This is a genomic window from Pseudomonas sp. GM102, assembly GCF_000282555.1.
In the GTDB taxonomy this organism is placed as follows: domain Bacteria; phylum Pseudomonadota; class Gammaproteobacteria; order Pseudomonadales; family Pseudomonadaceae; genus Aquipseudomonas.
Window position 1 is genome coordinate 1 of sequence record NZ_AKJB01000109.1, and the last position, 26,656, is coordinate 26,656.

A 26,656-nucleotide genomic window follows, 5' to 3' on the forward strand; every position below is an offset into this window, starting at 1 on the left:
TTCGGCAGCTGCTACAGGTAGCGGTGTTTCAGGGCCAGCGCATGTCCTTGAAGCAGCTCATATTTTTTAATCCACACGAACGGTTGTAACTTCGTCTCAGATAGGTACAATGGCGCGGCTCGCCGTCAGGTGAGCGTCGTTATGGTGACCCCATCGGTCCCCCCGCAACGATCAGCCGTGAACCCGGTCAGGCCTGGAAGGGAGCAGCCGCAGCGGTGACATTGTGTGCCGGGGTGTGGCTGGTGGGGTTGCCTCCATAACGCAACACGAATCCTCTTTCGTGTTTTCCATTTAAAAATACTTTTTGTTTTCCTGCCATGGAGCTCATCCAGGGCGGTGTTTCGTCGTTTCCGAATTAAAGCGCTGGATGTAAAAAAGGAGGCCGCTCTGTCGCATTCGACAGATCGGCCTCTTTTTTTCATTTACTGGCACTAGGCTTGGACAAGGCCTGGTCAACCGCTGCGATCAGCTTTCCCAGATCCTTCGGGGTGGCTTTGTGTATGACGCTGAACAGGTATGCCCGCTGTTCATCTTCGTCTTCCAGATCTGCGAAAAAGGCTTTCAGCTTCACGCCCAGCACGTCGGCAAGCAAAAACAATGCTTCCACGCTGGGGGTATAGGTGCCGGTTTCGAAGCGACTGATGGTTTTGGGGTCAAAACCGGTTTTTTCGCCGAGTTCAGCCTGAGTAAGCCCTGCGACCTTGCGGTAGCGTCGGATGGCTGGACCCAAACTTGAAATTTGCATCGCTCAATTCCCATTTAGAATCAAGAACTTAACGATAGATTTTTGCATTAGGCAACTGCATGATCCATCACCTTGCTTTGCAAAATGTGATGCATTTCGTAGAATCGCCGCTTCGAAGGGTTTTGGGGTGATCTGCTTTCTGAAGTTTAGGCGATATGAAAAAGCCAGCATTGCGTTCCCTGCCGGGTATGCACAGAGGCCGCTGACGGTCTGAAGCCTCGCGAAATATTACCAGAGTCGGTGTTGCTACTTTGCCCTGGATCTTCGGCGCTCCGGGGCCATCAAATGCTGTTCATGGAGTGATAACGTGTCTCTGCGCAGTACGTCTCAAAACACCTCTTCCGGGCATCCTGCGCTGGTCGAGCGGTACCACCGCTAGCGACAGTGAGCCTGACTCATGGATGAGAAATACCGCAGGGCCGTGGATGCAGCCGCCATTTTTTCCGAGACCGATCTGAACGGCCGGATTACCTATGTCAACGATCAATTCTGCGCCGTGTCCGGTTACAGCCGCGAGGAACTGCTGGGGCAGAACCATCGCCTGCTGAACTCCGGCCTGCATTCCGCCGATTTCTTCGCCGCCATGTGGCGCACCATCGCCCTGGGCAATGTCTGGAAGGGCGAAATCTGTAATCGCGCCAAGGATGGCAGCCTGTATTGGGTCGACAGCACCATGGTGCCGGTGCTCGACGATGCCACCGGGCGCGTTCACCGATACCTGTCGATTCGTTTCGACATCAGCGAAAAACGCCAACTCCTGCAATCCTTGCAATGGCGGGTCGGGCATGACGTGCTGACCGGGCTGCCCAATCGAGCGTTCCTGTCGGATTTACTGGATCAGGCGCTGGAATTCTCCCGGCATGAAAACATTCCGTTGGCGGTGTGCATGCTTGACCTCGACGGGTTCAAGGCGGTCAACGACGGTTACGGTCACGCCAGTGGCGATATGTTGCTGGTGGAAGTGGCCAAGCGTTTGCGCGACATTGTGCGCGGCGAAGATGTGGTGGCGCGACTGGCCGGCGACGAGTTCGTGCTGGTGCTGCGTTATGTGCGCGATCTGCCGGAGTTGTGCGCGGCGCTGAATCGCGTGTTGGGGGCGATTTCGGCGCCTTACACACTGCACGGCAAGGACATCAATGTGTTTGCCAGCATCGGCGTCACTCTGTTTCCCCACGACAACGAAGATGCCGAAACCCTGCTGCGTCATGCCGATCAGGCGATGTACGTGGCCAAGCAGAGCGGGCGAAATCGCTTTCATCTATTCGATGTCTCTCGGGATCAGGAGGTCAAGGCCACTCACCAGACCGTCGAGCGGGTGCGTCAGGCATTGGTCGCCGGTGAGTTGCGCCTGCATTTTCAGCCCAAAGTGAACATGCGCCGTGGCGTGGTCGTCGGTTTCGAGGCGTTGTTACGGTGGGAGCACCCGCAAAACGGCATGGTGCCACCCCGGGAGTTTTTGCCGCTGGTGGAGGACACCGATCTGATCATCGATATCGGCGAATGGGTGATGGATCAGGTTCTGGCGCAGTTGCACCGCTGGCAGCAAGCGGGGCAGGGCTGGCCGATCAGTATCAATATCGCGGCGCGACATTTTCAGCGCGCCGATTTTGTCGACCGGCTCAAGCACGTACTCGCTCGACATGCCCAGGTTGCCCCGCAGATGCTCGATCTGGAAATCGTCGAGTCGGTGGCGATCGAGAATATCCAGCATGTCAGTGCCTGTTTGCAGGCCTGTCAGGCGTTGGGGGTGCAGTTTTCGCTGGGTGACTTTGGCACGGGTTACTCGTCCCTGAGTTACCTCAAGCGATTGCGAACCCAAACCATCAAGATCGATAAGTCGTTCGTGCGTGATATTTTGAATGATCGTGACGACCTGGCCCTGACCACGGCGGTGATTGGCCTGGCCCGCGCGTTCGGCCGGCAGGTGATTGCCGAGGGGCTGGAAAGCGTTGAGCACGGTGAATTGCTGTTGCGGCTGGGATGCGAAGTCGCTCAAGGCTATTTCATCGCGCGCCCGATGCCGCCCGGTGAGGTGCCGGACTGGGTGGCGGGTTTTGTCGCCCCGTTGCAATGGCAGGCACTCGAGCAGACAGCCGGCGCTCTGTAACAGCTGGCGAAGCCTGCGTTCGGCGGCGCAGCCGTCGTAAAATCCTGAGTTCACGGTTTAACAGAAAGACCGCGTCTCACGACTGCTGCGCAGCCGAACGCAGCCTTCGGCAGCTGCTACTGACCAGGATTGCCGGTATAGAGCCGGATGATGTCATTGATCTCCCCGGACGTTTTCATTTGCAGCAAGGTGTTCAGGATGCGCTGCACGGGCATCTTGGGGTCGTTGCGCACGTAGCAGCCGACGGTTTGTTCGTGCACCAGCGCTACGCTTTGCAGTTGCCGGTCGGGCAGCAAGCGCTGGTTGAACCAGTCCAGGGTCCATTGATTGCTCACGGCGTAGTGGTAGCGTCCGGCCAGCAGTTTTTCCAGCACCTGTTCCTGATTGCGCGCGTCTTCGCGGTTCAGGCGATCGGAATCGAACAAGGGTTGCAGAGTCGGGTAGTTATAGCCGCGCACGGTGCCGATCGACTGTCGCGACAGGCTCGCCAGGTTGACGGATGTGGGTGAGTCGCGCCGACCAATCAGCAAGTCGCGCTGGACCAGCAGTGGCACGCTCCAGCTGTAGTCCCCGGACAGGTTCGGCAACCAGGACGGTGAGACATGGCAGCGGACATCGACTTCGCCATGGTCCATGGCGTTTTGCACTCGCGCCCGAGGCAACACATGAAATTCTGCCGGCATGCCGACCTGTGTCGCCAGGCTGAGCATCATGTCGTACAAAATGCCCTGGGTCGGCCGGCCGCGCTCGAGTTGCACCATGGGCATGGCCCAGCTGTCGGATACGACAAAGCGCAACGGCGCCTCGGCGGCCGCGACGCTCAGGCTGACCAACAGCAGTGCCCCCAAGGCAAAACGCATAAACGCTCCGGTATGGCTCAAGCTCCGACTCAATAAACCCCCCTCAAAGTGCAGCTTAGCCAGAATAGACGAGCGCGCCGGATGCAATTTTGGCCTTGCTCCGCTAGCATTAGCCGCTTCTGTTCCTTCGTTGCGACGGTTTTCGATGAGTTATCAGGTTCTTGCACGTAAATGGCGTCCGCGCTCGTTCGGCGAAATGGTCGGCCAGACCCATGTGCTCAAGGCTCTGATCAATGCCTTGGACAGCCAGCGGCTGCACCACGCGTACCTTTTTACCGGTACCCGCGGGGTCGGCAAGACCACCATCGCGCGGATCATCGCAAAATGCCTGAACTGTGAAACAGGTATCACTTCGACCCCCTGCGGCGAGTGCTCGGTGTGCCGCGAAATCGATGAAGGCCGCTTCGTCGACCTGATCGAGATCGACGCCGCGAGCCGGACCAAGGTCGAAGACACCCGCGAGCTGCTCGACAACGTGCAGTACGCGCCGAGCCGCGGGCGCTTCAAGGTTTACCTGATCGACGAAGTGCACATGCTCTCCAGCCATTCCTTCAATGCGCTGTTGAAAACCCTTGAAGAGCCGCCGCCCTACGTCAAGTTCATCCTGGCAACCACCGATCCGCAGAAACTTCCGGCAACGATTCTCTCGCGTTGCCTGCAGTTCTCCCTGAAGAACATGACGCCGGAGCGGGTGGTCGAGCATTTGACCCACGTGCTGAGCGTCGAGAACGTACCGTTCGAAGACGACGCGCTGTGGCTGCTGGGCCGCGCCGCTGACGGTTCGATGCGCGACGCCATGAGCCTGACCGATCAGGCCATTGCTTTCGGTGAAGGCAAAGTCATGGCCGCCGACGTGCGGGCCATGCTCGGTACCCTTGATCATGGTCAGGTCTACGACGTCCTGCATGCGCTGATCGAAGGCGACGCCAAGGCGTTGCTCGAAGCGGTGCGCCATCTGGCCGAACAAGGCCCGGACTGGAACGGCGTGCTCTCGGAAATTCTCAATGTGTTGCACCGTGTCGCCATCGCCCAGGCCCTGCCTGAAGGCGTCGACAACGGTCATGGCGACCGTGATCGCGTATTGGCTTTGGCCCAGGCGTTGCCGGCTGAAGACGTGCAGTTCTATTACCAGATGGGCCTGATCGGGCGCCGGGACTTGCCGCTGGCACCGGACCCGCGCGGCGGCTTCGAAATGGTCCTGCTGCGAATGCTTGCGTTCCGACCGGCAGACACTGCGGACGCGCCGAGGCAACCGCTAAAGCCAGTGGGGATCAGCCAGGCCACAGTTGATTCCGCAAACTCAGTGGCTGCCGCGCCGATTGTTGCGCCGGTAGTCGCTACGGCCGTTACACCGCCTCCGATTGCGCCGGTGGTGGCATCGACCCCTGTCCCGGTAGCGGCGCCTGAGCCGGTCGCTTGCGTGCCTGCGCCTGTGGTCGAGCCTGAGCCTGAGCCCGTTGTCGAGCCCGTAGCGGTCGAAGAAGTCGATCTGCCGTGGAACGACCCGGTAGAGCCGGAAGTTGTCCAGCAGTCCGCCGTCGAGCCGGTCCTGGAAACGGCCGGCGAGCAACCCGAATTGCCACCGATGCCCATGCCGACCCCGGACAGCGTGGTGCCGGACGCGCCGGAATGGGCCGCTACGCCGATCCCGGAACCGTCCGTGGCCCAAGTCGATGCCGCTACGCCAGGCATGGATCAGGACGACGAGCCGCCGCTGGACGAGGACTACATCGAGCCGGACATGGATTCGGCCTACAGCTACCTCGACGACCTGGCCAGCGAGCACACCGCCGAACTTGCGCCGGAACCCGAACCTGAACCGGCCGCGATGCCGGCCACCGGCCTGGCCCTGCAATGGCTGGAGTTGTTCCCGAAATTGCCGGTATCCGGCATGACCGCCAGCATCGCCGCCAACTGCACGCTGATCGCTGTCGATGGCGACAATTGGTTGTTGCACCTGGACCCGGCCCACAGCGCCTTGTTCAACGCGACACAACAACGTCGCCTCAACGATGCACTGAACCAGCTCCACGGGCGCACGCTCACCCTGAGCATGGAGCTGATCAAGCCCGAGCAGGAAACTCCGGCCCAGGCCTCATCCCGCCGTCGCGCCAACCGTCAGCGTGAGGCCGAGGAATCGATCCACGGCGATCCGTTCATCCAGCAAATGATGCAGCAGTTCGGGGCGGTGGTCCGTCACGATACTATTGAACCTGTCGAGGCCCTGGTCAGTCAGGACTAATAACTGAAGGCGCTTGGCCACATTTGCCGGGCGCCGTTTTTATCCAAGTACTTTTGAGGTGATTACCATGATGAAAGGTGGCATGGCCGGCCTGATGAAGCAGGCGCAGCAGATGCAGGAAAAAATGGCCAAGATGCAGGAAGAACTGGCCAACGCCGAAGTCACCGGTAAAGCCGGCGGTGATATGGTCACCGTGGTAATGACCGGTCGTCACGACGTCAAGCGCGTGACCATCGACCCAAGCCTGGTCGAAGGCCTGAGCGAAGACGACAAGGAAATGCTGGAGGCGGTATTCGCCGCAGCCGTTAACGACGCCGTGCGCAAGATCGAAGCCAACAGCCAGGACAAAATGTCCGGCGTGACCGCTGGCATGCAATTACCACCGGGTATGAAACTGCCATTCTGATTCGCCAACGCGCATCCGATGGGTTACAAAAAAATGCCAGGCATCGCGCCTGGCATTTTTGTTTTGGCTGGTTTTTTATTGATCCCTGTGGCGAGGGAGCTTGCTCCCGCTGGACTGCGCAGCAGTCCCTTTTTTCGGGGCCGCTTCGCGACCCAGCGGGAGCAAGCTCCCTCGCCACAATGAAAGGTAGGGCAAACGGGTGGTGCGGGTTGCGTGGACTGAGTAATTGACGCTGTTATTTGACGCTAAACAGAGGCGCGGGTATAAACCGCGTCTCGTTGTTATGTCGGATTTTTCCCCATGAGCTTCAGCCCTTTGATTCGCCAACTGATCGATGCCCTGCGAATTTTGCCGGGTGTGGGTCAGAAAACTGCCCAGCGCATGGCGTTGCAACTGCTTGAGCGTGATCGCAGCGGCGGTTTGCGACTGGCCCAGGCGCTGAGCCAGGCCATGGAAGGAGTGGGGCACTGCCGCTTGTGCCGCACGCTGACCGAAGACGATCTGTGCCCGCAATGCGCCGATACACGCCGCGACGACACCTTGCTGTGTGTGGTGGAAGGCCCGATGGATGTTTATGCGGTGGAGCAGACCGGTTTCCGCGGTCGCTACTTCGTGCTCAAAGGCCATCTGTCACCCCTTGACGGATTAGGGCCGGAAGCCATTGGCATTCCACAACTGATGACGCGGATCGAAGAGGCGGGCACGTTCACTGAAGTCATCCTCGCCACTAACCCGACGGTGGAAGGCGAGGCCACTGCGCATTACATCGCCCAGTTGCTCAGCAACAAAGGCCTGATCGCCTCGCGCATCGCTCATGGCGTGCCGTTGGGCGGTGAGCTGGAACTGGTGGATGGCGGGACGTTGGCGCATTCGTTTGCCGGGCGTAAGCCGATTACCTTGTAGCGTCTGAACAGGTCCCTTCGCGGGCAAGCCTCGCTCCTACGGATATCGGTTGTTCGCGAATATTTGCACGACGCAAAACCGTAGGAGCGAGGCTTGCCCGCGAAGAATGCACCTCGGTCGATCTGATTTACACAACGCTATTGAAAACCAAGCAAGCGCTCGGTTAACTTCGCTGAACCTTCAGTGGAGCTCGCCGATGCCTGCCTTTCAGGAATACTTCGACCCCAGCCACCAATTGGTCCGCGACAGCGTCAGACGTTTCGTCGAGCGCGAGATTCTTCCGGACATCGATCAGTGGGAAGAAGCCGAAAGCTTCCCCCGTGAGCTCTACCTCAAGGCCGGCGCGGCGGGGATTCTGGGCATAGGGTATCCCGAAGCGTTGGGCGGCAGTCACGAAGGTGATGTGTTCGCCAAGATCGCCGCCAGTGAAGAACTCATGCGCTGCGGTTCCGGGGGGCTGGTCGCGGGGCTGGGCTCGCTGGACATTGGTCTGCCACCGATCCTCAAATGGGCCAGGCCCGACATCCGCGATCGTGTTGTGCCTCAGGTGCTGGCGGGCGAGAAGATCAGCGCCCTGGCCGTCACCGAGCCCAGCGGCGGCTCCGACGTCGCCAACCTGCAAACCCGCGCCGTGCGCGACGGCGACTTTTACCGGGTCAGCGGCAGCAAAACCTTCATTACCAGCGGCGTTCGGGCGGATTTCTACACTGTCGCGGTACGCACCGGCGAGCCGGGATTTGGCGGTATCAGTTTGTTGCTGATCGAGAAGGGCACTCCCGGGTTCACCGTCGGTCGTCAGTTGAAGAAAATGGGCTGGTGGGCGTCAGACACCGCCGAATTGTTTTTCGATGATTGCCGGGTGCCGGTTAGCCATCTGATCGGGGGCGAGAACATGGGCTTCGCCTGCATCATGGGCAACTTCCAGAGCGAGCGTCTGGCGCTGGCACTGATGGCCAACATGACCGCGCAGTTGGCCCTGGAGGAGAGCCTGAAGTGGGCTCGTCAGCGCGAAGCCTTCGGTAAACCCATCGGCAAGTTCCAGGTGCTCAAGCACCGACTCGCGGAAATGGCCACGGCGCTGGAGGTGTCACGGGAATTCACCTACCGCCAGGCGGCGAAAATGGCCGCTGGGCAGAGCGTGATCAAGGAGATTTCCATGGCCAAGAATTTTGCTACTGACACGGCTGATCGCATTACCAACGACGCCGTGCAGATCCTCGGTGGCCTGGGTTATATGCGTGAGAGCCTGGTGGAGCGGCTGTATCGCGATAACCGGATTTTGTCGATTGGTGGCGGGACGCGGGAAGTGATGAACGAGATCATCAGTAAACAGATGGGGCTTTGAGTTTTTGCGGTGTTGCGGCTGACGCCATCGCGAGCAGGCTCGCTCCCACAGTGATTTTTGTCGTATACAAGATTTGTATTTAACGACAATCCCTGTGGGAGCGGGCTTGCCCGCGATGGCGTCAGTACAGACGCTGCTTATTTATCGGTAAGGGCAAACTGCGTCAGACAGAAAGTAGGAATCCCCATGTCTTCCAGCCGCTGCGAACCACCCAGCTCCGGCAAGTCAATGATCGCCGCCGCTTCATGCACCCGCGCGCCCATGCGCCGAATCAGGTTGGCCGCCGCAATCAGCGTGCCGCCAGTGGCGATCAGGTCATCGAACATCACCACCGCATCACCCTCACACAGGCTGTCGGCATGGACTTCGAGAAAGGCTTCGCCGTACTCGGTCTGATAACCCTCGGCCAGCACGTCGGCCGGCAATTTGCCCTGCTTGCGGAACAGCACCAGCGGTTTGTTCAACTGATAGGCCAGGATCGAACCGATCAGGAAACCACGAGCATCCATGGCGCCGATGTGGGTGAAGTCGGCCTCGACGTAACGATGGGCAAAGCTGTCCATCACCAGGCGCAGGGCCGTGGGTGACTGGAACAACGGAGTGATGTCGCGAAAGATCACGCCCGGCTTGGGGAAGTCGATCACGGGACGGATCAGGGATTTGATGTCGAAGGAGTCGAAGACCATCGTCGAAGTGTCCTGGCGGGCTGCAAACGTCGCAGTATAACGGCGGCTGAACCGTTTCGCTCAGCCGCAATCGTTGCTATCAGCCTTCGAGCGAGCCGCCGGCCAGGGCGCAGAGCTGGATCGGATCGAGGATGTGGATTTCCTTGCCTTCGGCGGCGATCAGTTCGTTTTGCTGGAAACGGGTGAACACCCGGGACACGGTTTCCACCGCCAGGCCCAGATAATTGCCGATCTCGTTGCGCGACATGCTCAACCGGAACTGGTTGGCCGAGAAGCCCCGGGCGCGGAAACGGGCCGACAGGTTGACCAGGAAAGTAGCAATGCGCTCGTCGGCGGTTTTCTTCGACAGCAGCAACATCATTTGCTGATCGTCGCGAATCTCGCGGCTCATCACCCGCATCAACTGACGACGCAGTTGTGGCAGTTGCAGGGCCAGTTCGTCGAGGCGATCGAAAGGAATTTCGCACACCGAGGTGGTTTCCAGGGCTTGCGCCGAGACCGGGTGCTTTTCAGTGTCCATGCCCGACAGGCCGACCAGTTCACTCGGCAAATGGAAGCCAGTGAGCTGCTCTTCGCCGCTATCGCTCAGGCTGAAAGTCTTCAGGGCGCCGGAGCGTACTGCATAAACGGAATCGAACGTGTCGCCCTGGCGAAACAGGAACTCGCCTTTTTTCAGCGGGCGACCACGTTTGACGATATCGTCCAGCGCATCCATGTCTTCCAGATTCAAAGAAAGTGGCAGGCAGAGGGGGGCCAGGCTGCAATCCTTGCAATGGGCCTGGCTATGAGCGCGCAGCTTTACTGGCTCGGACATTTCTTTAATCCTTGTGGGAAAACACACATAAGACGTAAGGGTAACCCACGGGAGGACATTCAGGCACGCGGCGATTTTGTCGCAGGGTCGTAAAATCAGCGTTTCGCAGGCTGGCCATGAGCTGATGGCTAGATAACCCGTGAAAAACGCTGGCGATTTTGCTGTTCCAGGTACGCGTCGAACACCATGCACACCGAACGCACCAGTAATCGTCCGGCGGGCAGTACGGTGATCCGTTCGTTATCAAGTTCGATCAGTCCGTCGTTTGCCATTCCCTGCAACTGTGGCCAGAGTTCGCCGAAGTAACCCTGAAAGTCGATGTTGAAGGCTTGTTCGATCCGGGCGAACTCCAGGCTGAAATGGCAGATCAGTTGCTGGATGACCGCGCGTCGCAAGTGGTCATCGGAGTTGCACAGCAGCCCACGACTGGTGGCCAGCTGTGCGCTGGCCAGCGCGTTCTGGTACTGGTTCAGGTCGCTGCTGTTTTGGCAGTACAAATCGCCGATCTGGCTGATGGCCGATACCCCCAGGCCGATCAAATCGCAATGTCCGTGGGTGGTGTAGCCCTGGAAGTTACGTTGCAGGGTCGATTCTTCCTGAGCAATCGCCAATTCATCATCGGGCAGCGCGAAGTGGTCCATGCCGATGTATCGATAACCGGCCTTGGTCAGTTGCTCGATGGTTCCCTGGAGCATTTCCAGTTTTTGCGCCGGGGTCGGCAGTTCGTCGCTGTTGATCCGCCGTTGCGGCATGAAGCGTTCCGGCAGATGGGCGTAGTTGAACACCGAGAGCCGGTCCGGTTGCAGGCTGATGACTTCGTCGACGGTGCGGGCGAAGTTCTCGGGCGTCTGCTTGGGCAGGCCGTAGATCAGATCGATGTTGATCGAGCGAAATTGCAGGGTTCGGGCGGCATCGATCACCGCACGGGTTTCTTCCAGGCTTTGCAGGCGATTGACCGCACGTTGTACCGCCGGGTCGAGGTCTTGCAGGCCGATGCTGACCCGGTTGAAGCCCAATTCCCGAAGCAGGCCCATGGTCGACCAGTCGGCCTCGCGAGGGTCTATCTCGATGCCGTAGTCGCCGGAGTCGTCGTCCAGCAGATTGAAGTGTTTGCGCAGTTGAGCCATCAACTGGCGCAGTTCGTCGTGGCTGAGAAAGGTCGGTGTGCCGCCGCCGAAATGCAGTTGCTCGACTTTTTGCGTAGGGTCGAGGTGGCAGGCAATCAGCTGGATTTCCTGTTCCAGGCGCCGCAAATAGGGCAGGGCGCGACCACGGTCCTTGGTGATGACTTTGTTGCAGGCGCAGTAGTAGCAAATGTTCGCGCAGAACGGCACGTGCACATACAGCGACAGCGGCCGCAGGGCCTTGCGGCTGTCGCGAAGTGCATGAAACAGGTCGAAGGTGCCGACCTGGCTGTCGAATTGCACGGCGGTCGGGTACGAGGTATAGCGCGGTCCCGCCAGGTCATAACGGCGGATCAGATCTGTGTCCCAACGAATGGCGTCGAGCATGCGGGCATTCCCCCGGATAGGCTGGCAGTGTGGGCGAGTCTAGGGGGGGCGGCGTTGCGGCATCTTGATTTGCATCAAGGGTCGGGATTTGTGTTGTCAGTGAGGGCCTCTTCGCGGGCAAGCCTCGCTCCTACAAGGGACTCCTGTAGGAGCGAGGCTTGCCCGCGAAGGGCGCACCGCCAATCTAATGCCCCATCAGCCAATGCTGATGCGGCCCCGGCAAGGTCCAGATGCCGAATACCATCACCAGTAAGCCACCGGTCATGCGTACGCTGCGTTTGCGCAGCAACGCCGTGACTCGCTCAGCTGCCAGCCCTGTGGCGAGCAGCACCGGCCAGGTGCCTAAACCGAATGCCAGCATCAGCAATGCACTGTCCAGTGCATTGCCCTGGCTCGCCGACCACAGCAACGTGCTGTAAACCAGCCCGCACGGTAGCCAGCCCCACAGTGCGCCGAGCAGCAGGGCGTGGGGCAGGTTCGATACTGGCAACAGTTTGTTGGCCACCGGCTGGATATGCCGCCACAGGCCACGGCCAAGGCTTTCGATGCGGGTCAGGCCGCTCCACCAGCCGGCCAGGTACAGGCCCATGGCAATCAGCAGCAGTCCGGCGAGGATGCGCATAAACATCGCCGCCGGGCTATTGGCCACGGCCCAGCCGGCCAAGCCGATCAGCAGGCCGGCCGCGGCGTAGCTGAGAATTCGCCCCAGGTTGTAAGCCAGTAACAACCGAAAGCGTCGGCTGCGTTGTTCCTTGGGGATCGCCAGGGTCAGCGCGCCCATCAATCCGCCGCACATGCCCAAGCAATGCCCGCCACCGAGCAGGCCGAGGATCAGCGCAGACACCAGCAGTGGCGCCAACTCAAGCATGGGGCGGCGCCTTGTCGTCCGGTTTGGCCGGATGGCCGCTGGCCTCGTCGACGGCTGCCTTGTGGTTCGGGTCCTGATCGTCGAACAGGATGCTGTGGGCCGGGCCGTCGAGGTCGTCGTACTGACCGCTGTCGACCGCCCAGAAGAAGATATAGATAGCGATGGCCACGATCAGCAGCGCGGCCGGGATCATCACGTAGAGAGCTGGCATCTGGACTCCATGCCCGCGCGGCTCAGGCCGGCAGCGGACGGGTTTCTGGCGTGGTGCCGGCAGCCGGCGCGCTCGGCAGGCGAGTCAGGCGCAGGGCATTCAATACCACGGTCAACGAACTGATCGACATGCCAACCGCTGCCCATACCGGAGTGATCCAGCCGAGGGCGGCGAACGGCAACATGAGGCCATTGTACAGCGCTGCCCACAGCAAATTCTCGATGATGACCCGACGAGTACGGCGGGCCAGGCTGAAGGCTTGCACCAGCGCGTCGAGGCGGTTCGACAACAGCACCGCATCGGCACTGGTTTTCGCCAGATCGGTGGCCGAACCCATCGCCACGCTGATGTCGGCGGCGGCCAGCACCGGCACATCGTTGACCCCGTCACCGAGCATCAACACCTTGCGGCCTTCCTTGTGCAGTTGTTGCAGCACCTGCAATTTATCGTCCGGACGCAAACCGCCACGGGCCTCGTCTATGCCCAATTCGGCAGCGACGCTGGCGACCATCGGCGAGCTGTCGCCGGACAGCAGCAACGTGCGCCAGCCGCGAGCCTTGCAGGCCGCCAGCAGGGCGGGCGCGTCGGCGCGCAACCGGTCATCGAGCACGAACCACGCCAGCGGCCCTTGGCCGTCGCCGAGCAACAGCCATTGGCCGGGTTCATCGGGCATTACTGGCGTTTGAGTGCCGCTGAGTTCGCAGACAAACCCCGGTTGGCCAATGCGCAGGCGTTGTGCGCCAACCAACCCCTCCAGGCCCAGGCCCGGCGTGCTGTGAACTTCTTCGGCGGCCAGCGGTGCGCGACCAAAAGCCCGGGCGATCGGGTGCTCGGAGCGGTTTTCCAGGGCAGCGGCGAGGCTCAGGCATTGATCGCTGGTCAGAGCCCCAAGAGGCCGGATCGAACGCAAGGCCAGGCGACCTTCAGTGAGAGTGCCGGTCTTGTCGAAAATCACCGTGTCGATCTGGTTCAGGCCTTCCAGCACATGGCCGCGCGTCAACAAAAGACCGAGCTTGTGCAGCGTGCCGGTGGCGGCGGTGAGGGCGGTTGGCGTGGCCAGCGACAAGGCGCACGGGCATGTTGCAACCAGCATCGCCAGGACAATCCAGAACGCCCGCGAAGAATCCAGTTCCCACCAGAGCAGGCCGATGGCCGCGACGGCAATCAGCGACAACAGCAAAAACCATTGGGCGGCGCGGTCGGCGATTTCCGCCAGTCGTGGCTTTTCGGCCTGGGCGCGATCCAGCAGGCGGACGATGGCCGATAGTCGCGTGTCCTGGCCCAGCGCCAGGACTTCCACGGTCAGCGCACCTTCAACGTTCAAGGTGCCGGCGGTGACGGCATCGCCCGGGGTCCGTGGTTGTGGCAGGTATTCGCCGGTCAGCAGGGATTCGTCGATGCTCGACTGACCGTCGAGGATCTTGCCGTCGGCCGGCAGGATCGCACCGGGATGCACCAGCACCTGATCGCCTACGCGTAACTCGCTGAGCAGAATCCGTTCGCTCTGGCCGTCGGCGCTCAGCCGCAGGCAGGAGGCGGGCAACAGATTGACCAGCTGAGCGGTCGCGGCGGCGGTGCGTTCCCGGGCACGACGCTCCAGATAACGCCCGGCTAGCAGGAACAGCGCGAACATCCCCACCGCATCGAAATACAGCTCGCCAACCCCGGTGATCGAGGTCCAGATCCCGGCGATATAGGCACTGCCAATCGCCAGAGATACCGAAACGTCCATGGTCAGGTGACGGGTGCGCAAGTCGCGCATCGCCCCTTTGAAAAACGGCGCGCAGCTGTAGAACACGATCGGTGTGGTCAGAAACAGCGCGACCCAGCGCAGGATGGTGTGCAGCTCGGGACTGAGGTCAATGTTGAATTCCGGCCAGGTGGCCATGGTTGCCATCATCGCCTGGAACCACAGCAGCCCGGCGACACCGAGTTGACGCAGCGCCAGACGGTTTTCGCTGGCCAGTTGTTCACTGGCGCGGTCGGCCTGATAGGGGTGGGCGGCGTAACCGATGTGGCGCAATTCGCTGAGCACCTGGCTCAGTGGTAATTGCGCGTCGGCCCAGCGCACATGCAGGCGGTGGTTGGATAGGTTCAAGCGTGCTTCGGCCACCGCTGGCAAGGCGCGCAGGTGTTTCTCGATCAACCAGCCGCAGGCGGCGCAGCTGATGCCTTCCATCAACAGAGTGGTTTCGGCGAGTTCGCCTTCGTGGCGGACAAAGGGTTGTTGCACATCGGCGCGGTCGTACAGCGCCAGTTCGTCGACCAACTGCACCGGCAAGGCTTCGGGGTTGGCCGAGGCTTCGCTGCGATGCTGATAATAGCTTTCCAGCCCACCGGCCACGATGGCCTCGGCCACTGCCTGGCAACCCGGGCAACAGAACTCGCGGGTATCGCCGAGGACAGCGGCGGTGAAGCGGCTGCCGGCCGGGACGGGCAGGGCGCAGTGGTAGCAGGGGTTTGGATTGGTCATGAGGTTTTCACTGGTGCCGCTGAATCTCTGTCGTCAGGTAGGGCCTCTTCGCGAGCAAGCCCGCTCCCACATTGGTTCTGTGTCGTGCACCGAGTTTGAGTACACCAATAATCCAATGTGTGTGCGGGCTTGCTCGCGAATGCGCGAAGCGCAGGTTTTTATTTTTTCAGGTCTTCCGCACCCTGCAGCGGCTCATCACCGAGCAGCAGATCCTTGGCATGGCTGACCTGTTCTTCTTCGAACATGCGCCAGATCTTGTCATCCTGCATACCCAGCAATTCGACGAAGCGACGACCTTCGATCTTGTCGCTCAACTGGCCGATGTAGCGGCCCTGTTCGGTTTCGCTGCGGGCCAGGGTGATCTTGCGATCCTTCTCCGGCTGAGTGGGTGAAATCAGGTTCAGCTCAAGGGTTGCAGGCGTGCTGTTGCCGCTCAGGCGCAGGTCGACTTCGCCGGTCACGTCATCCAGATGCACGCTGGCTCGCAGTTGCAGGGTCTGGGCCAGCAGTTCGCGGTCCAGCGAACGGTTGATGCCCTTGCCGGCCTCGTAATAGTTGTCGTTGACCAGGTTGTCGGGGTTGTTCACTGCGATGGTCACCATCGACAGGGTCAAGGTCACCGAGCAGGCCAGGATGGCAATGATGATCCACGGCCAAAGGTGCTTGTACCAGGGACTTGCGGCAGTTGCTGCGGGCATGATCACTTCTCTCAACGAATTTGTGGGCCGATGAATCGGCTCTTGGCTTCAACGTGGACGTTGGCGTCATCGGCATCCTTGAGGATGAATTTCACCTCGTTGGTGCTCGACGGCAGTTGTTCCGGTGCGCTGGACAGTTCGACCGGCTGACTGAAAATTTCCCCGGCGGCGACTTTGATCTCGCGCTTGCCTTGCAACTTGAGGTCCGGCAGGCCGGTGGCTTCCAGCACGTACGTGTGGTCGCGCTGGTCCTTGTTCATGATCTTCAGGCTGTAAACGTTTTCGATCCGGCCTTCGGCGTTCTCGCGGTACAACACGCGGTCTTTGCTGACATCGAAACCGACCAGCGAACGCATGAAGAACGCGGTCATCAGCAACGCGATCATCGCCAGCAGCACCGTGGCATAGCCGATCAGGCGCGGACGCAGTTTATGGGTTTTTTGCCCCGACAGGTTGTGCTCGGTGGTGTAGCTGATCAGGCCGCGCGGGTAATCCATCTTGTCCATGATGCTGTCGCAGGCGTCGATACACGCCGCGCAGCCGATGCATTCGACTTGCAGGCCGTCGCGAATGTCGATACCGGTGGGGCAGACCTGGACGCACATGGTGCAGTCGATGCAATCGCCCAGGCCCTGATCCTTGTAGTCGATGCCTTTTTTGCGCGGGCCACGGCTTTCGCCACGGCGCGGGTCGTAGGAGACGATCAGCGTGTCCTTGTCGAACATCACGCTCTGGAAGCGTGCGTACGGGCACATGTAAATGCACACCTGCTCGCGCAACCAGCCGGCGTTGCCGTAAGTGGCGAGGGTGAAGAAACCGACCCAGAAATACGACCAGCCATCGGCCTGGCCGGTGAAGAAATCGAGCACCAGTTCGCGAATCGGTGAGAAGTAACCGACGAAGGTCATGCCGGTCACGAAACCGATCAGCAGCCACATCGTGTGCTTGCTGAATTTGCGCAGAAATTTGTTGGCGCTCATCGGCGCCTTGTCGAGCTTGATGCGTTGGTTGCGGTCGCCTTCGGTGACTTTTTCGCACCACATGAAGATCCAGGTCCAGACGCTTTGCGGGCAGGTGTAGCCGCACCAGACCCGACCGGCATACACGGTAATGAAAAACAGGCCGAAGGCACTGATGATCAGAATGCCCGAGAGCAGGATGAAATCCTGAGGCCAGAAGGTCGCGCCAAAAATGAAGAATTTACGCTCCGGCAAGTTCCACCAGACGGCCTGATGACCGCCCCAGTTCAGCCATACCGTGCCGAAATACAGCAGAAACAGTCCGGCACCGCCGATCATCCGCAGGTTGCGAAACAGGCCGGTGAAGGCTCGGGTGTAAATCTTTTCTCGAGAGGCATAGAGGTCGACGCTGTTGTTCGCATTCTTGGCAGGCGGAGTAACGTCGTGTACCGGAATCTGATTGCTCATCATTGCATCCCACGGCAGTGGAAAAATGCCCCGGTCAGTACATGCCGACCGCGGTCAAAAAGAGGTGTTGCAGTGGCGCAATGATACGCCTGTAGCTCTAGCGCAAGGGTGCGACCTTTGGTCGCGTTGGGGGAAACCAATTGATGGTGTAATGACTTGAATCAATTGACTTGTGAATTATGGACGGTTTTGCAGGGGCGGCGAACTCATTCGTCCCACGGATTGATCAGTGCAACACCGCTGGATTGAAAGTCGCTGATGTTTCGGGTGACCACCGTAAGGCCATGAACCAATGCAGTCGCTGCGATCAGGGCGTCGCTTTCATTGGCGCGATCCGGAACATGCAAGCTGGCACAGCGTATTGCCACGGCGGCATCGACCGGCAAGATTCTGGCATCGAAGGCCGGTATAACGTGGCGCTTCAGCCAGGTGCGCAATACCTTCCCCTGAACAGGATCACGACGCTCCATTCGAAGAACCCCTGTCTCCAGTTCCTTCAAGGTAATGGCCGAAATAAACAGGCGTGGCGCGATGACACTTTTGGCCCAGGCGACGACATTCGCATCAGCCTGGGGTTTGCGCAGTTCAGAAATCACGTTGGTGTCGAGTAAGAACATCAGGACAGATCCACGGGTCGATGAATGATCACGGTACGCTCGGTTTCGAATTCGATGTCTGCCGCTTCTGGCATCACCAACAGGTCGACGATGTTGGCGTTTATGCCGGTCAGTTTTTGGTACTCCTCAATGCTTAGCAGTACGTGAGCAGGCTTGCCACGGTCGGTGATGATAACCGGCCCATTACGCGTGGCTTTTTTGGCACTACTTGTGTCCTGGTTGAATTCACGGCTGGAAATGGTAGTGATGGCCATCATGCGTGGGCTCCTGAAAATGCCGATGTAGAAACGTTACTACCAAGCTCGTGATCCAGCAAGTTGAAATTATTGTGCTCAACCCAGCCTTGCCTGATCACCCGCTTCGGAGATCGCGACCTTTAACCCCGCCGGCTCGAACGCAAACGGCCCCTCTAAGATGAGAGGCCGTTTTTGTAGCTTCAGTAAATGTTTGATGGGCTGTGCCGGGAATCAGGGCAGCCTGCCGCCTCCCAGGCTATCCAGTCCACTGCCGGTATCACGTTTTCTATCCGCGCCATCTGCGTCTTCCAGGTCAGTTATGTCGGCGAAAGACCTGATACGGGTATTTTGCGCACCTGCACCTGTCGCTGAATCTTCAGGTTTAACGTCTGCAGCGTCCTGAAGCGCTGGTTCAATGTCGTCATGCAGGCAGGGAGAGGGCTGATGAAGTGGCATGCTGTTGTCGTCATTCTTTGACATGTGGTTCTTCCATGAAAGTTGGCCCTGACGTCGGTCATCAGGGTGGGAATGAACGCTACAGGGCACTGAAATTCGAGTCTATTAAGCATTTGTCTCAAGTTATGAGCACATTGCTGATACAAAAAAAGCCCCGCCAATTTTCATTGGCGGGGCTTTTTTTGTATCAGGCGTTTGCCTTATTGGGCATTCGCGTCCGCTGCCTTCTCACCGTGAGAGAGGCTGTAGACGTAAGCGGCCAGCAGGTGAACCTTGTCGTTGCCTTGCAGCTGTTCTTGCGCAGGCATCTGGCCCTGACGGCCGTAACGGATGGTCTGCTGCAGTTGAGCGAAGCTCGAACCGTAGATGAACGCTGCTGGGTGGGTCAGGTCAGGGGCGCCCATCGCTGGCGTACCTTTACCCGCCGGACCGTGGCACACCACGCAGTTGGCAGCGAAGAGCTTTTGACCGGCAGCCGGGTCGGCCTTCGCGTCTTCTGGCAGTTTGCGGCCATGCAGGTTGGTCACGACGAATGCAGCAACGTCACGAATGCCCTGGTCCTTCAGTTGATCCCAAGCCGGCATCACAGCGTGACGACCGCCCATGATGGTGGTCTTGATGGTTTCTGCCTCGCCACCCCAGCGCCAGTCGGCGTCGGTCAGGTTAGGGAAACCGTAGGCGCCTTTGGCGTCGGAACCGTGGCAGACCGAGCAGTTGGAGGCGAACAGGCGGCCACCCATCTTCAGGGCTTGCGGGTCTTTGGCCACTTCTTCGATCGGCATGGAAGCAAACTTGGCGAAGATCGGGCCGAACTTGGCATCCGACCTGAGCATTTCCTTTTCCCATTCGTGAACGCCGGTCCAGCCGGTCTGGCCGTTGGCGAACGCGGTCTGCTTCTCGTTATCGAGGTAGTTGTAACCCGGCAGCAAGCCTTTCCAGTTACCCAGGCCCGGGTACAGCACCAGATAGCCAAGGGCGAAGATGATGGTGCCCACGAACAGCATGAACCACCATTTCGGCAGCGGGTTGTCATACTCCTCGATCCCGTCGAAGGAGTGGCCGACCGTTTCATCGGTGGATTCGCTGCGCTGGCCCTTGCGGGTGGACAGCAGCAGCCAGGTCAGGGCGAAGATGGTGCCGAGACTGAGGACTGTGACGTACAGACTCCAGAACGTAGTCATTCTTTGTTACTCCTAGAAGCTTGCTCGACGTGCTTGATGGCTTCGGGATCATCCGCGAAAGGCAGCAAGGTCGCGTCTTCAAACTCCGACTTGCGCTTGGGGCTGAACACCCACAGCGCCAGACCGATGAAGGCCACCATCACAACAACGGTGCCCAGGCCACGAATCATCCCGATATCCATCTAAATCACCGTTTGCTTTTGATGATGGTGCCCAGGCCTTGCAGATAGGCCACCAGCGCGTCCATTTCGGTTTTGCCCTTCACAGCATCCTTGGCACCGGCGATGTCTTCGTCGGTGTAAGGGACGCCGAGCGTGCGCAAGACTTCCATTTTCTTGGCGGTGTCTTTGCCGTCGAGCTTGTTTTCCACGAGGAACGGGTAGGCCGGCATTTTCGACTCAGGCACTACGTTGCGCGGGTTGTACAAGTGCGCACGCTGCCAGTCATCGGAGTAACGACCGCCGACACGGGCCAGGTCCGGACCGGTACGCTTGGAACCCCACAGGAACGGGTGGTCCCAAACGCTTTCACCGGCGACCGAGTAGTGGCCGTAACGTTCGGTTTCGGCACGGAACGGGCGGATCATCTGCGAGTGGCAGCCGACACAACCGTTGGCGATGTACACGTCGCGGCCTTCCAGCTCAAGGGCGGTGCGAGGCTTCATGCCCTCGACCGGCTTGTTGGTGACGTCCTGGAAAAACAGCGGAACGATTTGAGTCAGGCCGCCGACGCTGACGGCGATAACCATGAAGAAGGCCAGCAGGCCAATATTCTTCTCGACTGCTTCATGCTTCATCAGTGAGCTCCAACTACAGCAATCTGTTCAGCAGCTTTGGCTTCAGCCGGGTTCGAGGCACGTACAGTACGCCATACGTTGTAGGCCATGAACAGCATGCCGCTGGCGAAGAACGCACCGCCCAGGGCGCGAACGATGAAACCTGGGTGGCTGGCTTGCAGCGCTTCAACGAACGAGTAGGTGAGGGTGCCGTCGTCGTTGATTGCCCGCCACATCAGGCCTTGGGTGATGCCGTTGACCCACATCGAGGCGATGTACAGCACGGTACCGATGGTCGCAAGCCAGAAGTGCGTGTTGATCAGGCCGATGCTGTGCATCTGCGTACGACCGAACAGTTTCGGGATCATGTGGTAGATCGCGCCGATCGAAATCATCGCTACCCAGCCCAAGGCGCCGGCGTGTACGTGGCCAATGGTCCAGTCGGTGTAGTGCGACAGCGAGTTGACGGTCTTGATGGCCATCATCGGGCCTTCGAAGGTCGACATGCCGTAGAACGCCAGCGATACCACGAGGAAACGCAGGATCGGGTCGGTGCGCAGCTTATGCCAGGCGCCCGACAGGGTCATCATGCCGTTGATCATGCCGCCCCAGCTCGGTGCCAGCAGGATGATCGACATTGCCATGCCAAGGGACTGAGCCCAGTCCGGCAATGCGGTGTAGTGCAGGTGGTGCGGACCGGCCCAGATGTAGAGGGTGATCAGCGCCCAAAAGTGCACGATCGACAGACGATAAGAGTAGATCGGACGCTCGGCCTGCTTCGGAACGAAGTAGTACATCATCCCCAGGAAGCCGGTGGTCAGGAAGAAACCTACCGCGTTGTGGCCGTACCACCACTGGATCATCGCATCAGTCGCACCCGAGTAAGCCGAGTAGGACTTGAAGAAACTGACCGGCAGGGACGCGTGGTTGACGATGTGCAGCATTGCGGTCACGACGATGAAGGCACCGTAGAACCAGTTACCGACATAGATGTGCTTGGTCTTGCGCTTGACGATGGTGCCGAAGAACACCAGACCGTAGGTGACCCAGACGATGGCCAGCAGAATAGCCAGGGGCCATTCCAGTTCCGCGTATTCCTTGGTGGTCGTGAAACCCATCGGCAAGGTAACGATCGCGCCGACGATCACCGCTTGCCAACCCCAGAAGGTGAAGGCCGCGAGGCTGTCGGAAATCAGTCGCGTTTGGCAGGTTCGCTGCACGACATAATAGGAAGTGGCAAACAGAGCACAACCACCGAAGGCGAAAATCACCAGGTTGGTGTGCAGCGGGCGCAGGCGTCCAAAGCTCGTCCATGCCAGACCGAAGTTCAACTCCGGCCAGACCAGTTGCGAGGCGATGAAGACACCGAGCCCCATGCCAAGGATCCCCCAGACCACCGTCATGATGGCGAACTGGCGGACTACCTTATAGTTATAAGCAGTCGGACTGATTGCTGTGCTCATTCTAAGGTTCCACGGTTTGGGTGTTTTATTAGGAGTAAAAATCGGCCGCAAGTATGTAGAAAGCGGGGGGTCATTGCAACGCGCCATGACGTAGGTCAATGCTTTCAAAAGCTGATTCTGCGGCCTTTCCATGCGCCGCGTAAGGACAAAATTGCCCTCGGACAAAATGTCGCAACGGATCAAAGAGGCGAGGGGTTCAGGTCAGTTGTAACGGGGTATGTTCAAACACGACGATCGGGTAACAGAGGGCAACGGGGACGATAGCCGGTGTCTACCAGCCTTTGCGGCCTGTCATCGAGCAAATTCGTCGAACACATCGGGTTGAATCGACCTGGAACCGACGCTGGCCAGTCCGCATCGCAGGGAAGCTTAGACCCGAATCCGGCGAACCGAAAGGAAGACCAAGGGAGGGTGCGACAATGCGTCGCAAAGGGGCAGGGAACTGCCGCATCCGGCTGAATGCGGCAGTAGAGCGGACGAGAATTATTCGTTTTTGCCTTCAGCCTGCAAACGCTCTGTATTCAAGCCGTGCGACAGGCTGTACACATAAGCGGCCAACAATTGCACTTTATCGTTGCCGAGCAGTTCATTCTGCGCCGGCATATGGCCCTGGCGGCCATGGCGAATGGTTTGTTGCAGTTGCGCCAGGCTTGTACCGTAGATGAATCCGGCCGGTTGCGTCAGGTTCGGCGCTCCCATGGCTTCAGTGCCTTGGCCGTTTGCCCCATGACAGGCTACGCACATAGTGCTGAACGCCTGCTGTCCGGCATGCAGGTCGGCACCGTTGTCGGCAGGCAAAGGCAGGCCGGCCAGTTCATGACGCACATAGGCGGCGACGTTCTTCACGCCGGCGTCGCCGAGGATTTCTCCCCAGGCCGGCATCGCGGCCATGCGACCGCCCATGATGGTCGTTTTGATCATTTCGGCATCGCCGCCCCAGCGCCAGTTGCTGTCAGCCAGGTTAGGGAAGCCGAACGCGCCCTTGGCATCCGAGCCGTGGCACACCGAGCAATTGGACGCAAACAGACGACCGCCCATTTTCAGCGCTTGAGGGTCCTTGGCCACTTCCTCCACCGGCATGGCAGCAAATTTGGCGAAGATCGGCCCGAACTTCGCGTCAGCCTTGTTCATCTCCTTTTCCCATTCGTGGACACCGGTCCAGCCGTCCTCATAACCGGGCAAGATGCCTTTCCAGTTGCCCAGGCCCGGGTAAAGGATCAGGTAGCCGACGGCAAACACCAACGTTCCGGCGAACAGCATGAACCACCACTGCGGCAACGGGTTGTCGTACTCCTCGATGCCGTCGAAGCTGTGGCCCATGGTCTGGTCGGTGCTGCCCTTGGTTTCCCCTCGGCGCGTTCCAATCAGCAGCCAGGTCAGGCCGATCAAGCTGCCGATGGTCAGTACGCAGATCCACGTACTCCAGAAGGTGGTCATGACCGGGTACTCCTTGTGGCGGATTCTTGTTGGGTGCTGTTTTCGGATTGTGGTTCGTCGGCGAACGGCAGCAGGCGCGCTTCGGCGAATTCCGGGTTGCGCTTGCTGTTGAACACCCACAGGGTCAGGCCGACGAAGGCCACGAACACCACGACCGTGCCCAGGCCGCGGATCATTCCACTGCTCATTTCAACGACCATGGCTCACCTCTTGCTCTTGATGGATGTGCCAAGCACTTGCAGGTAAGCGACCAGGGCGTCCATTTCGGTCTTGCCCTGGAGCGAGGCGACTGAGCCTGCGATGTCTTCATCGGTGTACGGCACGCCGAGGGTGCGCATGGCGCGGATCTTGGTTTCGGTGTGGCTGCTGTCGACCTGATTGGCCACCAGCCATGGATAGGCCGGCATTTTCGACTCCGGCACCACGTTGCGCGGGTTGTACAAGTGCGCGCGGTGCCAGTCTTCGGAGTAGCGACCGCCAACGCGTGCCAGGTCCGGCCCGGTGCGCTTGGAGCCCCAGAGGAATGGGTGATCCCAGACGCTTTCCCCGGCCACCGAGTAATGCCCATAGCGCTCGGTCTCGGCGCGGAACGGGCGGATCATTTGCGAGTGGCAACCGACGCAGCCTTCGCGGATGTAAATGTCGCGACCTTCCAGTTGCAACGCGGTGTAGGGCTTCATGCCTTCCACCGGTTTATTGGTCACGTCCTGAAAGAACAGCGGGACGATCTGGGTCAGGCCGCCAATGCTCACGGCGAACACCATCAGCAACATCAGCAGGCCGACGTTTTTCTCGATTGTTTCGTGTTTCATGGCCGACTCCTCAGGCGATCTGCGCGGCAGCGGCGGCTTCGGCAGGCTGCGAGGCCCGCACGGTGCGCCAGGTGTTGTAAGCCATCAGCAACATGCCGCTGAAGAAGATCGCGCCGCCCACCAGTCGCACGACGAAGCCTGGGTGGCTGGCCACCAGGGTTTCGACGAAGGAATAGGTCAGCGTGCCGTCCTCGTTGACGGCGCGCCACATCAGGCCTTGGGCAATGCCGTTGACCCACATGGACGCGATGTACAGCACGGTGCCGATGGTCGCGAGCCAGAAGTGCGCGTTGATCAGGCCGATGCTGTGCATCTGCGCACGGCCGAAGATTTTCGGAATCATGTGGTACAGCGCACCGATGGAAATCATCGCCACCCAGCCGAGCGCGCCGGCGTGAACGTGGCCGATGGTCCAGTCGGTGTAGTGGGAGAGGGCGTTGACTGTTTTGATCGCCATCATCGGGCCTTCGAAGGTCGACATGCCGTAGAACGCGAGCGACACCACGAGGAAGCGCAGGATCGGGTCGCTGCGCAACTTATGCCAGGCGCCCGAGAGCGTCATCATGCCGTTGATCATCCCGCCCCAGCTCGGCGCCAGCAGGATCAGCGACATCACCATGCCCAGCGACTGCGCCCAATCCGGCAGCGCGGTGTAGTGCAGATGGTGCGGGCCGGCCCAGATGTACAGGGTAATCAGCGCCCAGAAATGCACGATCGACAAGCGATAGGAGTACACCGGACGCTCGGCCTGTTTCGGCACGAAGTAGTACATCATCCCGAGGAAACCGGCGGTGAGGAAAAAGCCTACGGCGTTGTGGCCATACCACCACTGCACCATGGCATCGGTCGCACCGGCGTAGAGCGAGTAGGACTTGGTGAAACTCACCGGCAATTCCAGGTTGTTGACGATGTGCAGGATCGCCACGGTGATGATGAAGCCACCGAAGAACCAGTTACCGACATAGATGTGTTTGGTCTTGCGCTGCATGATCGTGCCGAAGAACACCACGGCGTAGGCCACCCAGACGATGGTGATCAGGATATCGATCGGCCATTCCAGCTCGGCGTATTCCTTGGAACTGGTGTAACCCAGCGGCAGGCTGATGGCCGCCAGCAAGATCACCAGTTGCCAGCCCCAGAAGCAGAACGCGGCGATTTTTGGCGCGAACAATCGGGTCTGGCAGGTGCGTTGTACCGAATAGAACGAACTGGCGAACAGGGCGCAACCGCCGAAAGCGAAGATCACCGCGTTAGTGTGCAGCGGGCGTAGACGGCCGAAGCTGGTCCACGGCAGGTTGAAGTTGAGTTCAGGCCAGACCAATTGGGCGGCGAGAAAAACCCCGAGCCCCATGCCGACGATGCCCCACACCACCGTCATAATGGCGAATTGGCGGACCACCTTGTAGTTGTAGGCGGTACTGATAGAAGTGTTCATGGTTCCCCATCCACGGTTCAGCCGAAGTGAGGGCCTGCCTTTGCGAGTAAGCCGCACGGCAGACGCTCCCTTCGCCTGGAGTTATAGGCAGACTAAAAGCGAGGCAAGCATGGACAAAGAGCACAAGGCCAGTATTGACGGGGATCAATGGGCGCAGTGTGTGCGGGATCACGGATGGTTGTGGAATGCCGCCACGGCGCCGGCCTCGGCGACGCTGATTCTCGCTCACGGCGCCGGTGCGCCGATGGACAGTGATTGGATGACTGATATGGCTCAACGCCTCGCCGCGCTTGGCGTCAACGTGTTGCGTTTCGAGTTTCCGTATATGGCGCAACGGCGTATCGATGGCGGTAAACGTCCCCCGAACCCGGCGCCCAAATTGCAGGAATGCTGGCGTGAGGTGTATGCCGTGGTGCGACGCCATGTCGCTGGCCGCCTGGCCATTGGCGGCAAGTCCATGGGCGGGCGGATGGCGAGTTTGTTGGCCGATGAGTTGGGCGCGGATGCACTGGTGTGCCTGGGGTATCCGTTTTACGCCGTCGGCAAGCCGGAAAAACCGCGGGTCGAGCATCTGGCGGCGCTGAAGACCCGGACGTTGATAGTGCAGGGAGAGCGGGATGCGCTGGGCAATCGTGAGGCGGTTGAGGGCTATGAATTGGCGCCGAGCATCGAGGTGTTTTGGCTGGTCGCGGGGGATCATGATTTGAAGCCGTTGAAGGCTTCGGGGTTTACTCATGAGCAGCATTTGGCGGCTGCGGCGGGGAAGGTGGCTGCGTTTCTTCAGTGAGATTTTCGCCTGCAGTCAGGGCCTCTTCGCGGGCAAGCCTCGCTCCTACAGGTCATGCGTCGATCATGCGGATCATGCGGATCATGCGGGTCATGCGGATCATGCGGATCATGCGGATCATGCGGGTCATGCGGGTCATGCGGGTCATGCGGATCATGCGG

The 26,656-nt window shown here is 59.7% G+C and carries 27 protein-coding genes and 1 other RNA gene; 7 read left to right on the forward strand and 21 right to left on the reverse strand.

Annotated features, from left to right (window positions below):
- The first annotated feature begins 151 nt into the window (after nt 1–151).
- An RNA gene (gene ffs / locus PMI18_RS29945) (signal recognition particle sRNA small type) lies at nt 152–248 on the forward strand.
- A gap of 170 nt (nt 249–418) precedes the next feature.
- On the opposite strand, the gene PMI18_RS05765 is transcribed toward ffs, so the two are convergent.
- Nucleotides 419–745, reverse strand: a complete 327-nt coding sequence (locus PMI18_RS05765; protein WP_007905395.1) for a helix-turn-helix domain-containing protein — start codon at nt 743–745, stop codon at nt 419–421.
- Nucleotides 746–1,142: 397 nt separating this feature from the next.
- Here PMI18_RS05765 and PMI18_RS05760 point away from each other — a divergent pair, with 397 nt between their 5' ends.
- The gene (locus PMI18_RS05760; RefSeq protein WP_007905403.1) at nt 1,143–2,852 is read left to right on the forward strand and encodes a putative bifunctional diguanylate cyclase/phosphodiesterase; all 1,710 of its coding nucleotides are present in this window, start codon (nt 1,143–1,145) and stop codon (nt 2,850–2,852) included.
- A 116-nt stretch (nt 2,853–2,968) separates the two neighbouring features.
- Here the strand turns inward: PMI18_RS05760 and PMI18_RS05755 are convergent, their stop codons facing one another.
- Nucleotides 2,969–3,712 (reverse strand): substrate-binding periplasmic protein, encoded by a 744-nt coding sequence (locus tag PMI18_RS05755; RefSeq protein ID WP_007905404.1) that lies wholly within the window; start codon nt 3,710–3,712, stop codon nt 2,969–2,971.
- A gap of 145 nt (nt 3,713–3,857) precedes the next feature.
- Here PMI18_RS05755 and dnaX point away from each other — a divergent pair, with 145 nt between their 5' ends.
- The 4 genes from dnaX to PMI18_RS05735 all read left to right on the forward strand — a co-directional run bounded on the left by dnaX (nt 3,858) and on the right by PMI18_RS05735 (nt 8,608).
- Entirely contained in the window at nt 3,858–5,954 is a 2,097-nt protein-coding gene (gene dnaX / locus PMI18_RS05750; protein ID WP_007905405.1) for a DNA polymerase III subunit gamma/tau, read from the forward strand.
- Nucleotides 5,955–6,021: 67 nt separating this feature from the next.
- Nucleotides 6,022–6,360 carry a YbaB/EbfC family nucleoid-associated protein gene (locus PMI18_RS05745; protein ID WP_007905413.1) on the forward strand — a complete coding sequence of 113 codons (339 nt, stop codon included), beginning with the start codon at nt 6,022–6,024 and terminating at the stop codon, nt 6,358–6,360.
- Between the two features lie 300 nt (nt 6,361–6,660).
- Nucleotides 6,661–7,263, forward strand: a complete 603-nt coding sequence (gene recR / locus PMI18_RS05740) for a recombination mediator RecR (RefSeq protein WP_007905414.1) — start codon at nt 6,661–6,663, stop codon at nt 7,261–7,263.
- Between the two features lie 196 nt (nt 7,264–7,459).
- Nucleotides 7,460–8,608, forward strand: a complete 1,149-nt coding sequence (locus PMI18_RS05735) for an acyl-CoA dehydrogenase family protein (RefSeq protein WP_007905415.1) — start codon at nt 7,460–7,462, stop codon at nt 8,606–8,608.
- 137 nt (nt 8,609–8,745) lie between these two features.
- Here PMI18_RS05735 and PMI18_RS05730 read toward each other — a convergent pair whose 3' ends face one another.
- From PMI18_RS05730 to ccoN (PMI18_RS05645), 19 genes are all read right to left on the reverse strand, one after another.
- Nucleotides 8,746–9,294 (reverse strand): adenine phosphoribosyltransferase, encoded by a 549-nt coding sequence (locus PMI18_RS05730; RefSeq protein ID WP_007905416.1) that lies wholly within the window; start codon nt 9,292–9,294, stop codon nt 8,746–8,748.
- A 79-nt stretch (nt 9,295–9,373) separates the two neighbouring features.
- Nucleotides 9,374–10,108 carry a fumarate/nitrate reduction transcriptional regulator Fnr gene (fnr, locus tag PMI18_RS05725; protein ID WP_007905417.1) on the reverse strand — a complete coding sequence of 245 codons (735 nt, stop codon included), beginning with the start codon at nt 10,106–10,108 and terminating at the stop codon, nt 9,374–9,376.
- Between the two features lie 128 nt (nt 10,109–10,236).
- On the reverse strand, nt 10,237–11,619 hold the full coding sequence (gene hemN, locus PMI18_RS05720; RefSeq protein WP_007905418.1) for an oxygen-independent coproporphyrinogen III oxidase: 1,383 nt from the start codon (nt 11,617–11,619) through the stop codon (nt 10,237–10,239).
- 184 nt (nt 11,620–11,803) lie between these two features.
- On the reverse strand, nt 11,804–12,487 hold the full coding sequence (locus tag PMI18_RS05715) for a sulfite exporter TauE/SafE family protein (protein WP_007905419.1): 684 nt from the start codon (nt 12,485–12,487) through the stop codon (nt 11,804–11,806).
- Nucleotides 12,480–12,698, reverse strand: coding sequence for a cbb3-type cytochrome oxidase assembly protein CcoS (gene ccoS, locus PMI18_RS05710; RefSeq protein ID WP_007905420.1), 219 nt, complete (start codon nt 12,696–12,698; stop codon nt 12,480–12,482). Before ccoS ends, PMI18_RS05715 begins: the two co-directional genes overlap by 8 nt.
- 22 nt (nt 12,699–12,720) lie before the next feature.
- Nucleotides 12,721–15,171 carry a heavy metal translocating P-type ATPase gene (locus PMI18_RS05705; RefSeq protein ID WP_007905422.1) on the reverse strand — a complete coding sequence of 817 codons (2,451 nt, stop codon included), beginning with the start codon at nt 15,169–15,171 and terminating at the stop codon, nt 12,721–12,723.
- Nucleotides 15,172–15,329: 158 nt separating this feature from the next.
- Nucleotides 15,330–15,869 carry a FixH family protein gene (locus tag PMI18_RS05700; protein ID WP_007905424.1) on the reverse strand — a complete coding sequence of 180 codons (540 nt, stop codon included), beginning with the start codon at nt 15,867–15,869 and terminating at the stop codon, nt 15,330–15,332.
- Nucleotides 15,870–15,880: 11 nt separating this feature from the next.
- Nucleotides 15,881–17,296 carry a cytochrome c oxidase accessory protein CcoG gene (gene ccoG / locus PMI18_RS05695; protein WP_007905425.1) on the reverse strand — a complete coding sequence of 472 codons (1,416 nt, stop codon included), beginning with the start codon at nt 17,294–17,296 and terminating at the stop codon, nt 15,881–15,883.
- Nucleotides 17,297–17,502: 206 nt separating this feature from the next.
- Nucleotides 17,503–17,913, reverse strand: coding sequence for a type II toxin-antitoxin system VapC family toxin (locus PMI18_RS05690; protein WP_007905426.1), 411 nt, complete (start codon nt 17,911–17,913; stop codon nt 17,503–17,505).
- On the reverse strand, nt 17,913–18,167 hold the full coding sequence (locus PMI18_RS05685) for a type II toxin-antitoxin system Phd/YefM family antitoxin (protein WP_032835014.1): 255 nt from the start codon (nt 18,165–18,167) through the stop codon (nt 17,913–17,915). Before PMI18_RS05685 ends, PMI18_RS05690 begins: the two co-directional genes overlap by 1 nt.
- A gap of 213 nt (nt 18,168–18,380) precedes the next feature.
- Nucleotides 18,381–18,629 (reverse strand): hypothetical protein, encoded by a 249-nt coding sequence (locus tag PMI18_RS0129790; RefSeq protein ID WP_033036826.1) that lies wholly within the window; start codon nt 18,627–18,629, stop codon nt 18,381–18,383.
- Between the two features lie 176 nt (nt 18,630–18,805).
- Nucleotides 18,806–19,786 carry a cytochrome-c oxidase, cbb3-type subunit III gene (gene ccoP / locus PMI18_RS05680; RefSeq protein ID WP_007905428.1) on the reverse strand — a complete coding sequence of 327 codons (981 nt, stop codon included), beginning with the start codon at nt 19,784–19,786 and terminating at the stop codon, nt 18,806–18,808.
- Nucleotides 19,783–19,968 (reverse strand): CcoQ/FixQ family Cbb3-type cytochrome c oxidase assembly chaperone, encoded by a 186-nt coding sequence (locus tag PMI18_RS05675; RefSeq protein ID WP_003175465.1) that lies wholly within the window; start codon nt 19,966–19,968, stop codon nt 19,783–19,785. Before PMI18_RS05675 ends, ccoP (PMI18_RS05680) begins: the two co-directional genes overlap by 4 nt.
- A gap of 5 nt (nt 19,969–19,973) precedes the next feature.
- The gene (gene ccoO / locus PMI18_RS05670; RefSeq protein ID WP_007905434.1) at nt 19,974–20,582 is read right to left on the reverse strand and encodes a cytochrome-c oxidase, cbb3-type subunit II; all 609 of its coding nucleotides are present in this window, start codon (nt 20,580–20,582) and stop codon (nt 19,974–19,976) included.
- Nucleotides 20,582–22,024, reverse strand: a complete 1,443-nt coding sequence (gene ccoN, locus PMI18_RS05665; protein ID WP_007905436.1) for a cytochrome-c oxidase, cbb3-type subunit I — start codon at nt 22,022–22,024, stop codon at nt 20,582–20,584. The genes ccoO (PMI18_RS05670) and ccoN (PMI18_RS05665) overlap by 1 nt, the downstream gene beginning before the upstream one ends.
- 483 nt (nt 22,025–22,507) lie before the next feature.
- The gene (gene ccoP, locus PMI18_RS05660; protein ID WP_007905438.1) at nt 22,508–23,461 is read right to left on the reverse strand and encodes a cytochrome-c oxidase, cbb3-type subunit III; all 954 of its coding nucleotides are present in this window, start codon (nt 23,459–23,461) and stop codon (nt 22,508–22,510) included.
- Complete coding sequence (locus tag PMI18_RS05655; protein ID WP_007905441.1) at nt 23,458–23,661, reverse strand: cbb3-type cytochrome oxidase subunit 3; 204 nt, start codon at nt 23,659–23,661, stop codon at nt 23,458–23,460. The genes ccoP (PMI18_RS05660) and PMI18_RS05655 overlap by 4 nt, the downstream gene beginning before the upstream one ends.
- Nucleotides 23,662–23,664: 3 nt before the next feature.
- Complete coding sequence (ccoO, locus tag PMI18_RS05650; RefSeq protein ID WP_007905443.1) at nt 23,665–24,273, reverse strand: cytochrome-c oxidase, cbb3-type subunit II; 609 nt, start codon at nt 24,271–24,273, stop codon at nt 23,665–23,667.
- Nucleotides 24,274–24,283: 10 nt separating this feature from the next.
- Nucleotides 24,284–25,708, reverse strand: a complete 1,425-nt coding sequence (gene ccoN / locus PMI18_RS05645) for a cytochrome-c oxidase, cbb3-type subunit I (RefSeq protein WP_007905444.1) — start codon at nt 25,706–25,708, stop codon at nt 24,284–24,286.
- Between the two features lie 109 nt (nt 25,709–25,817).
- Between ccoN (PMI18_RS05645) and PMI18_RS05640 the strand changes: the two genes are divergently transcribed.
- A complete protein-coding gene (locus tag PMI18_RS05640) occupies nt 25,818–26,495 on the forward strand; it encodes an alpha/beta family hydrolase (protein WP_007905446.1) in 678 nt (225 codons plus the stop codon).
- Nucleotides 26,496–26,656 lie beyond the last annotated feature (161 nt).

Bases quoted from the DNA above. Each gene is read 5' to 3' on its own strand.
- PMI18_RS05765 (WP_007905395.1), bottom strand. From the start codon at position 745: ATGCAAATTTCAAGTTTGGGTCCAGCCATCCGACGCTACCGCAAGGTC.
- PMI18_RS05760 (WP_007905403.1), top strand. From the start codon at position 1,143: ATGGATGAGAAATACCGCAGGGCCGTGGATGCAGCCGCCATTTTTTCC.
- PMI18_RS05755 (WP_007905404.1), bottom strand. From the start codon at position 3,712: ATGCGTTTTGCCTTGGGGGCACTGCTGTTGGTCAGCCTGAGCGTCGCG.
- dnaX (WP_007905405.1), top strand. From the start codon at position 3,858: ATGAGTTATCAGGTTCTTGCACGTAAATGGCGTCCGCGCTCGTTCGGC.
- PMI18_RS05745 (WP_007905413.1), top strand. From the start codon at position 6,022: ATGATGAAAGGTGGCATGGCCGGCCTGATGAAGCAGGCGCAGCAGATG.
- recR (WP_007905414.1), top strand. From the start codon at position 6,661: ATGAGCTTCAGCCCTTTGATTCGCCAACTGATCGATGCCCTGCGAATT.
- PMI18_RS05735 (WP_007905415.1), top strand. From the start codon at position 7,460: ATGCCTGCCTTTCAGGAATACTTCGACCCCAGCCACCAATTGGTCCGC.
- PMI18_RS05730 (WP_007905416.1), bottom strand. From the start codon at position 9,294: ATGGTCTTCGACTCCTTCGACATCAAATCCCTGATCCGTCCCGTGATC.
- fnr (WP_007905417.1), bottom strand. From the start codon at position 10,108: ATGTCCGAGCCAGTAAAGCTGCGCGCTCATAGCCAGGCCCATTGCAAG.
- hemN (WP_007905418.1), bottom strand. From the start codon at position 11,619: ATGCTCGACGCCATTCGTTGGGACACAGATCTGATCCGCCGTTATGAC.
- PMI18_RS05715 (WP_007905419.1), bottom strand. From the start codon at position 12,487: ATGCTTGAGTTGGCGCCACTGCTGGTGTCTGCGCTGATCCTCGGCCTG.
- ccoS (WP_007905420.1), bottom strand. From the start codon at position 12,698: ATGCCAGCTCTCTACGTGATGATCCCGGCCGCGCTGCTGATCGTGGCC.
- PMI18_RS05705 (WP_007905422.1), bottom strand. From the start codon at position 15,171: ATGACCAATCCAAACCCCTGCTACCACTGCGCCCTGCCCGTCCCGGCC.
- PMI18_RS05700 (WP_007905424.1), bottom strand. From the start codon at position 15,869: ATGCCCGCAGCAACTGCCGCAAGTCCCTGGTACAAGCACCTTTGGCCG.
- ccoG (WP_007905425.1), bottom strand. From the start codon at position 17,296: ATGAGCAATCAGATTCCGGTACACGACGTTACTCCGCCTGCCAAGAAT.
- PMI18_RS05690 (WP_007905426.1), bottom strand. From the start codon at position 17,913: ATGTTCTTACTCGACACCAACGTGATTTCTGAACTGCGCAAACCCCAG.
- PMI18_RS05685 (WP_032835014.1), bottom strand. From the start codon at position 18,167: ATGGCCATCACTACCATTTCCAGCCGTGAATTCAACCAGGACACAAGT.
- PMI18_RS0129790 (WP_033036826.1), bottom strand. From the start codon at position 18,629: ATGTCAAAGAATGACGACAACAGCATGCCACTTCATCAGCCCTCTCCC.
- ccoP (WP_007905428.1), bottom strand. From the start codon at position 19,786: ATGACTACGTTCTGGAGTCTGTACGTCACAGTCCTCAGTCTCGGCACC.
- PMI18_RS05675 (WP_003175465.1), bottom strand. From the start codon at position 19,968: ATGGATATCGGGATGATTCGTGGCCTGGGCACCGTTGTTGTGATGGTG.
- ccoO (WP_007905434.1), bottom strand. From the start codon at position 20,582: ATGAAGCATGAAGCAGTCGAGAAGAATATTGGCCTGCTGGCCTTCTTC.
- ccoN (WP_007905436.1), bottom strand. From the start codon at position 22,024: ATGAGCACAGCAATCAGTCCGACTGCTTATAACTATAAGGTAGTCCGC.
- ccoP (WP_007905438.1), bottom strand. From the start codon at position 23,461: ATGACCACCTTCTGGAGTACGTGGATCTGCGTACTGACCATCGGCAGC.
- PMI18_RS05655 (WP_007905441.1), bottom strand. From the start codon at position 23,661: ATGGTCGTTGAAATGAGCAGTGGAATGATCCGCGGCCTGGGCACGGTC.
- ccoO (WP_007905443.1), bottom strand. From the start codon at position 24,273: ATGAAACACGAAACAATCGAGAAAAACGTCGGCCTGCTGATGTTGCTG.
- ccoN (WP_007905444.1), bottom strand. From the start codon at position 25,708: ATGAACACTTCTATCAGTACCGCCTACAACTACAAGGTGGTCCGCCAA.
- PMI18_RS05640 (WP_007905446.1), top strand. From the start codon at position 25,818: ATGGACAAAGAGCACAAGGCCAGTATTGACGGGGATCAATGGGCGCAG.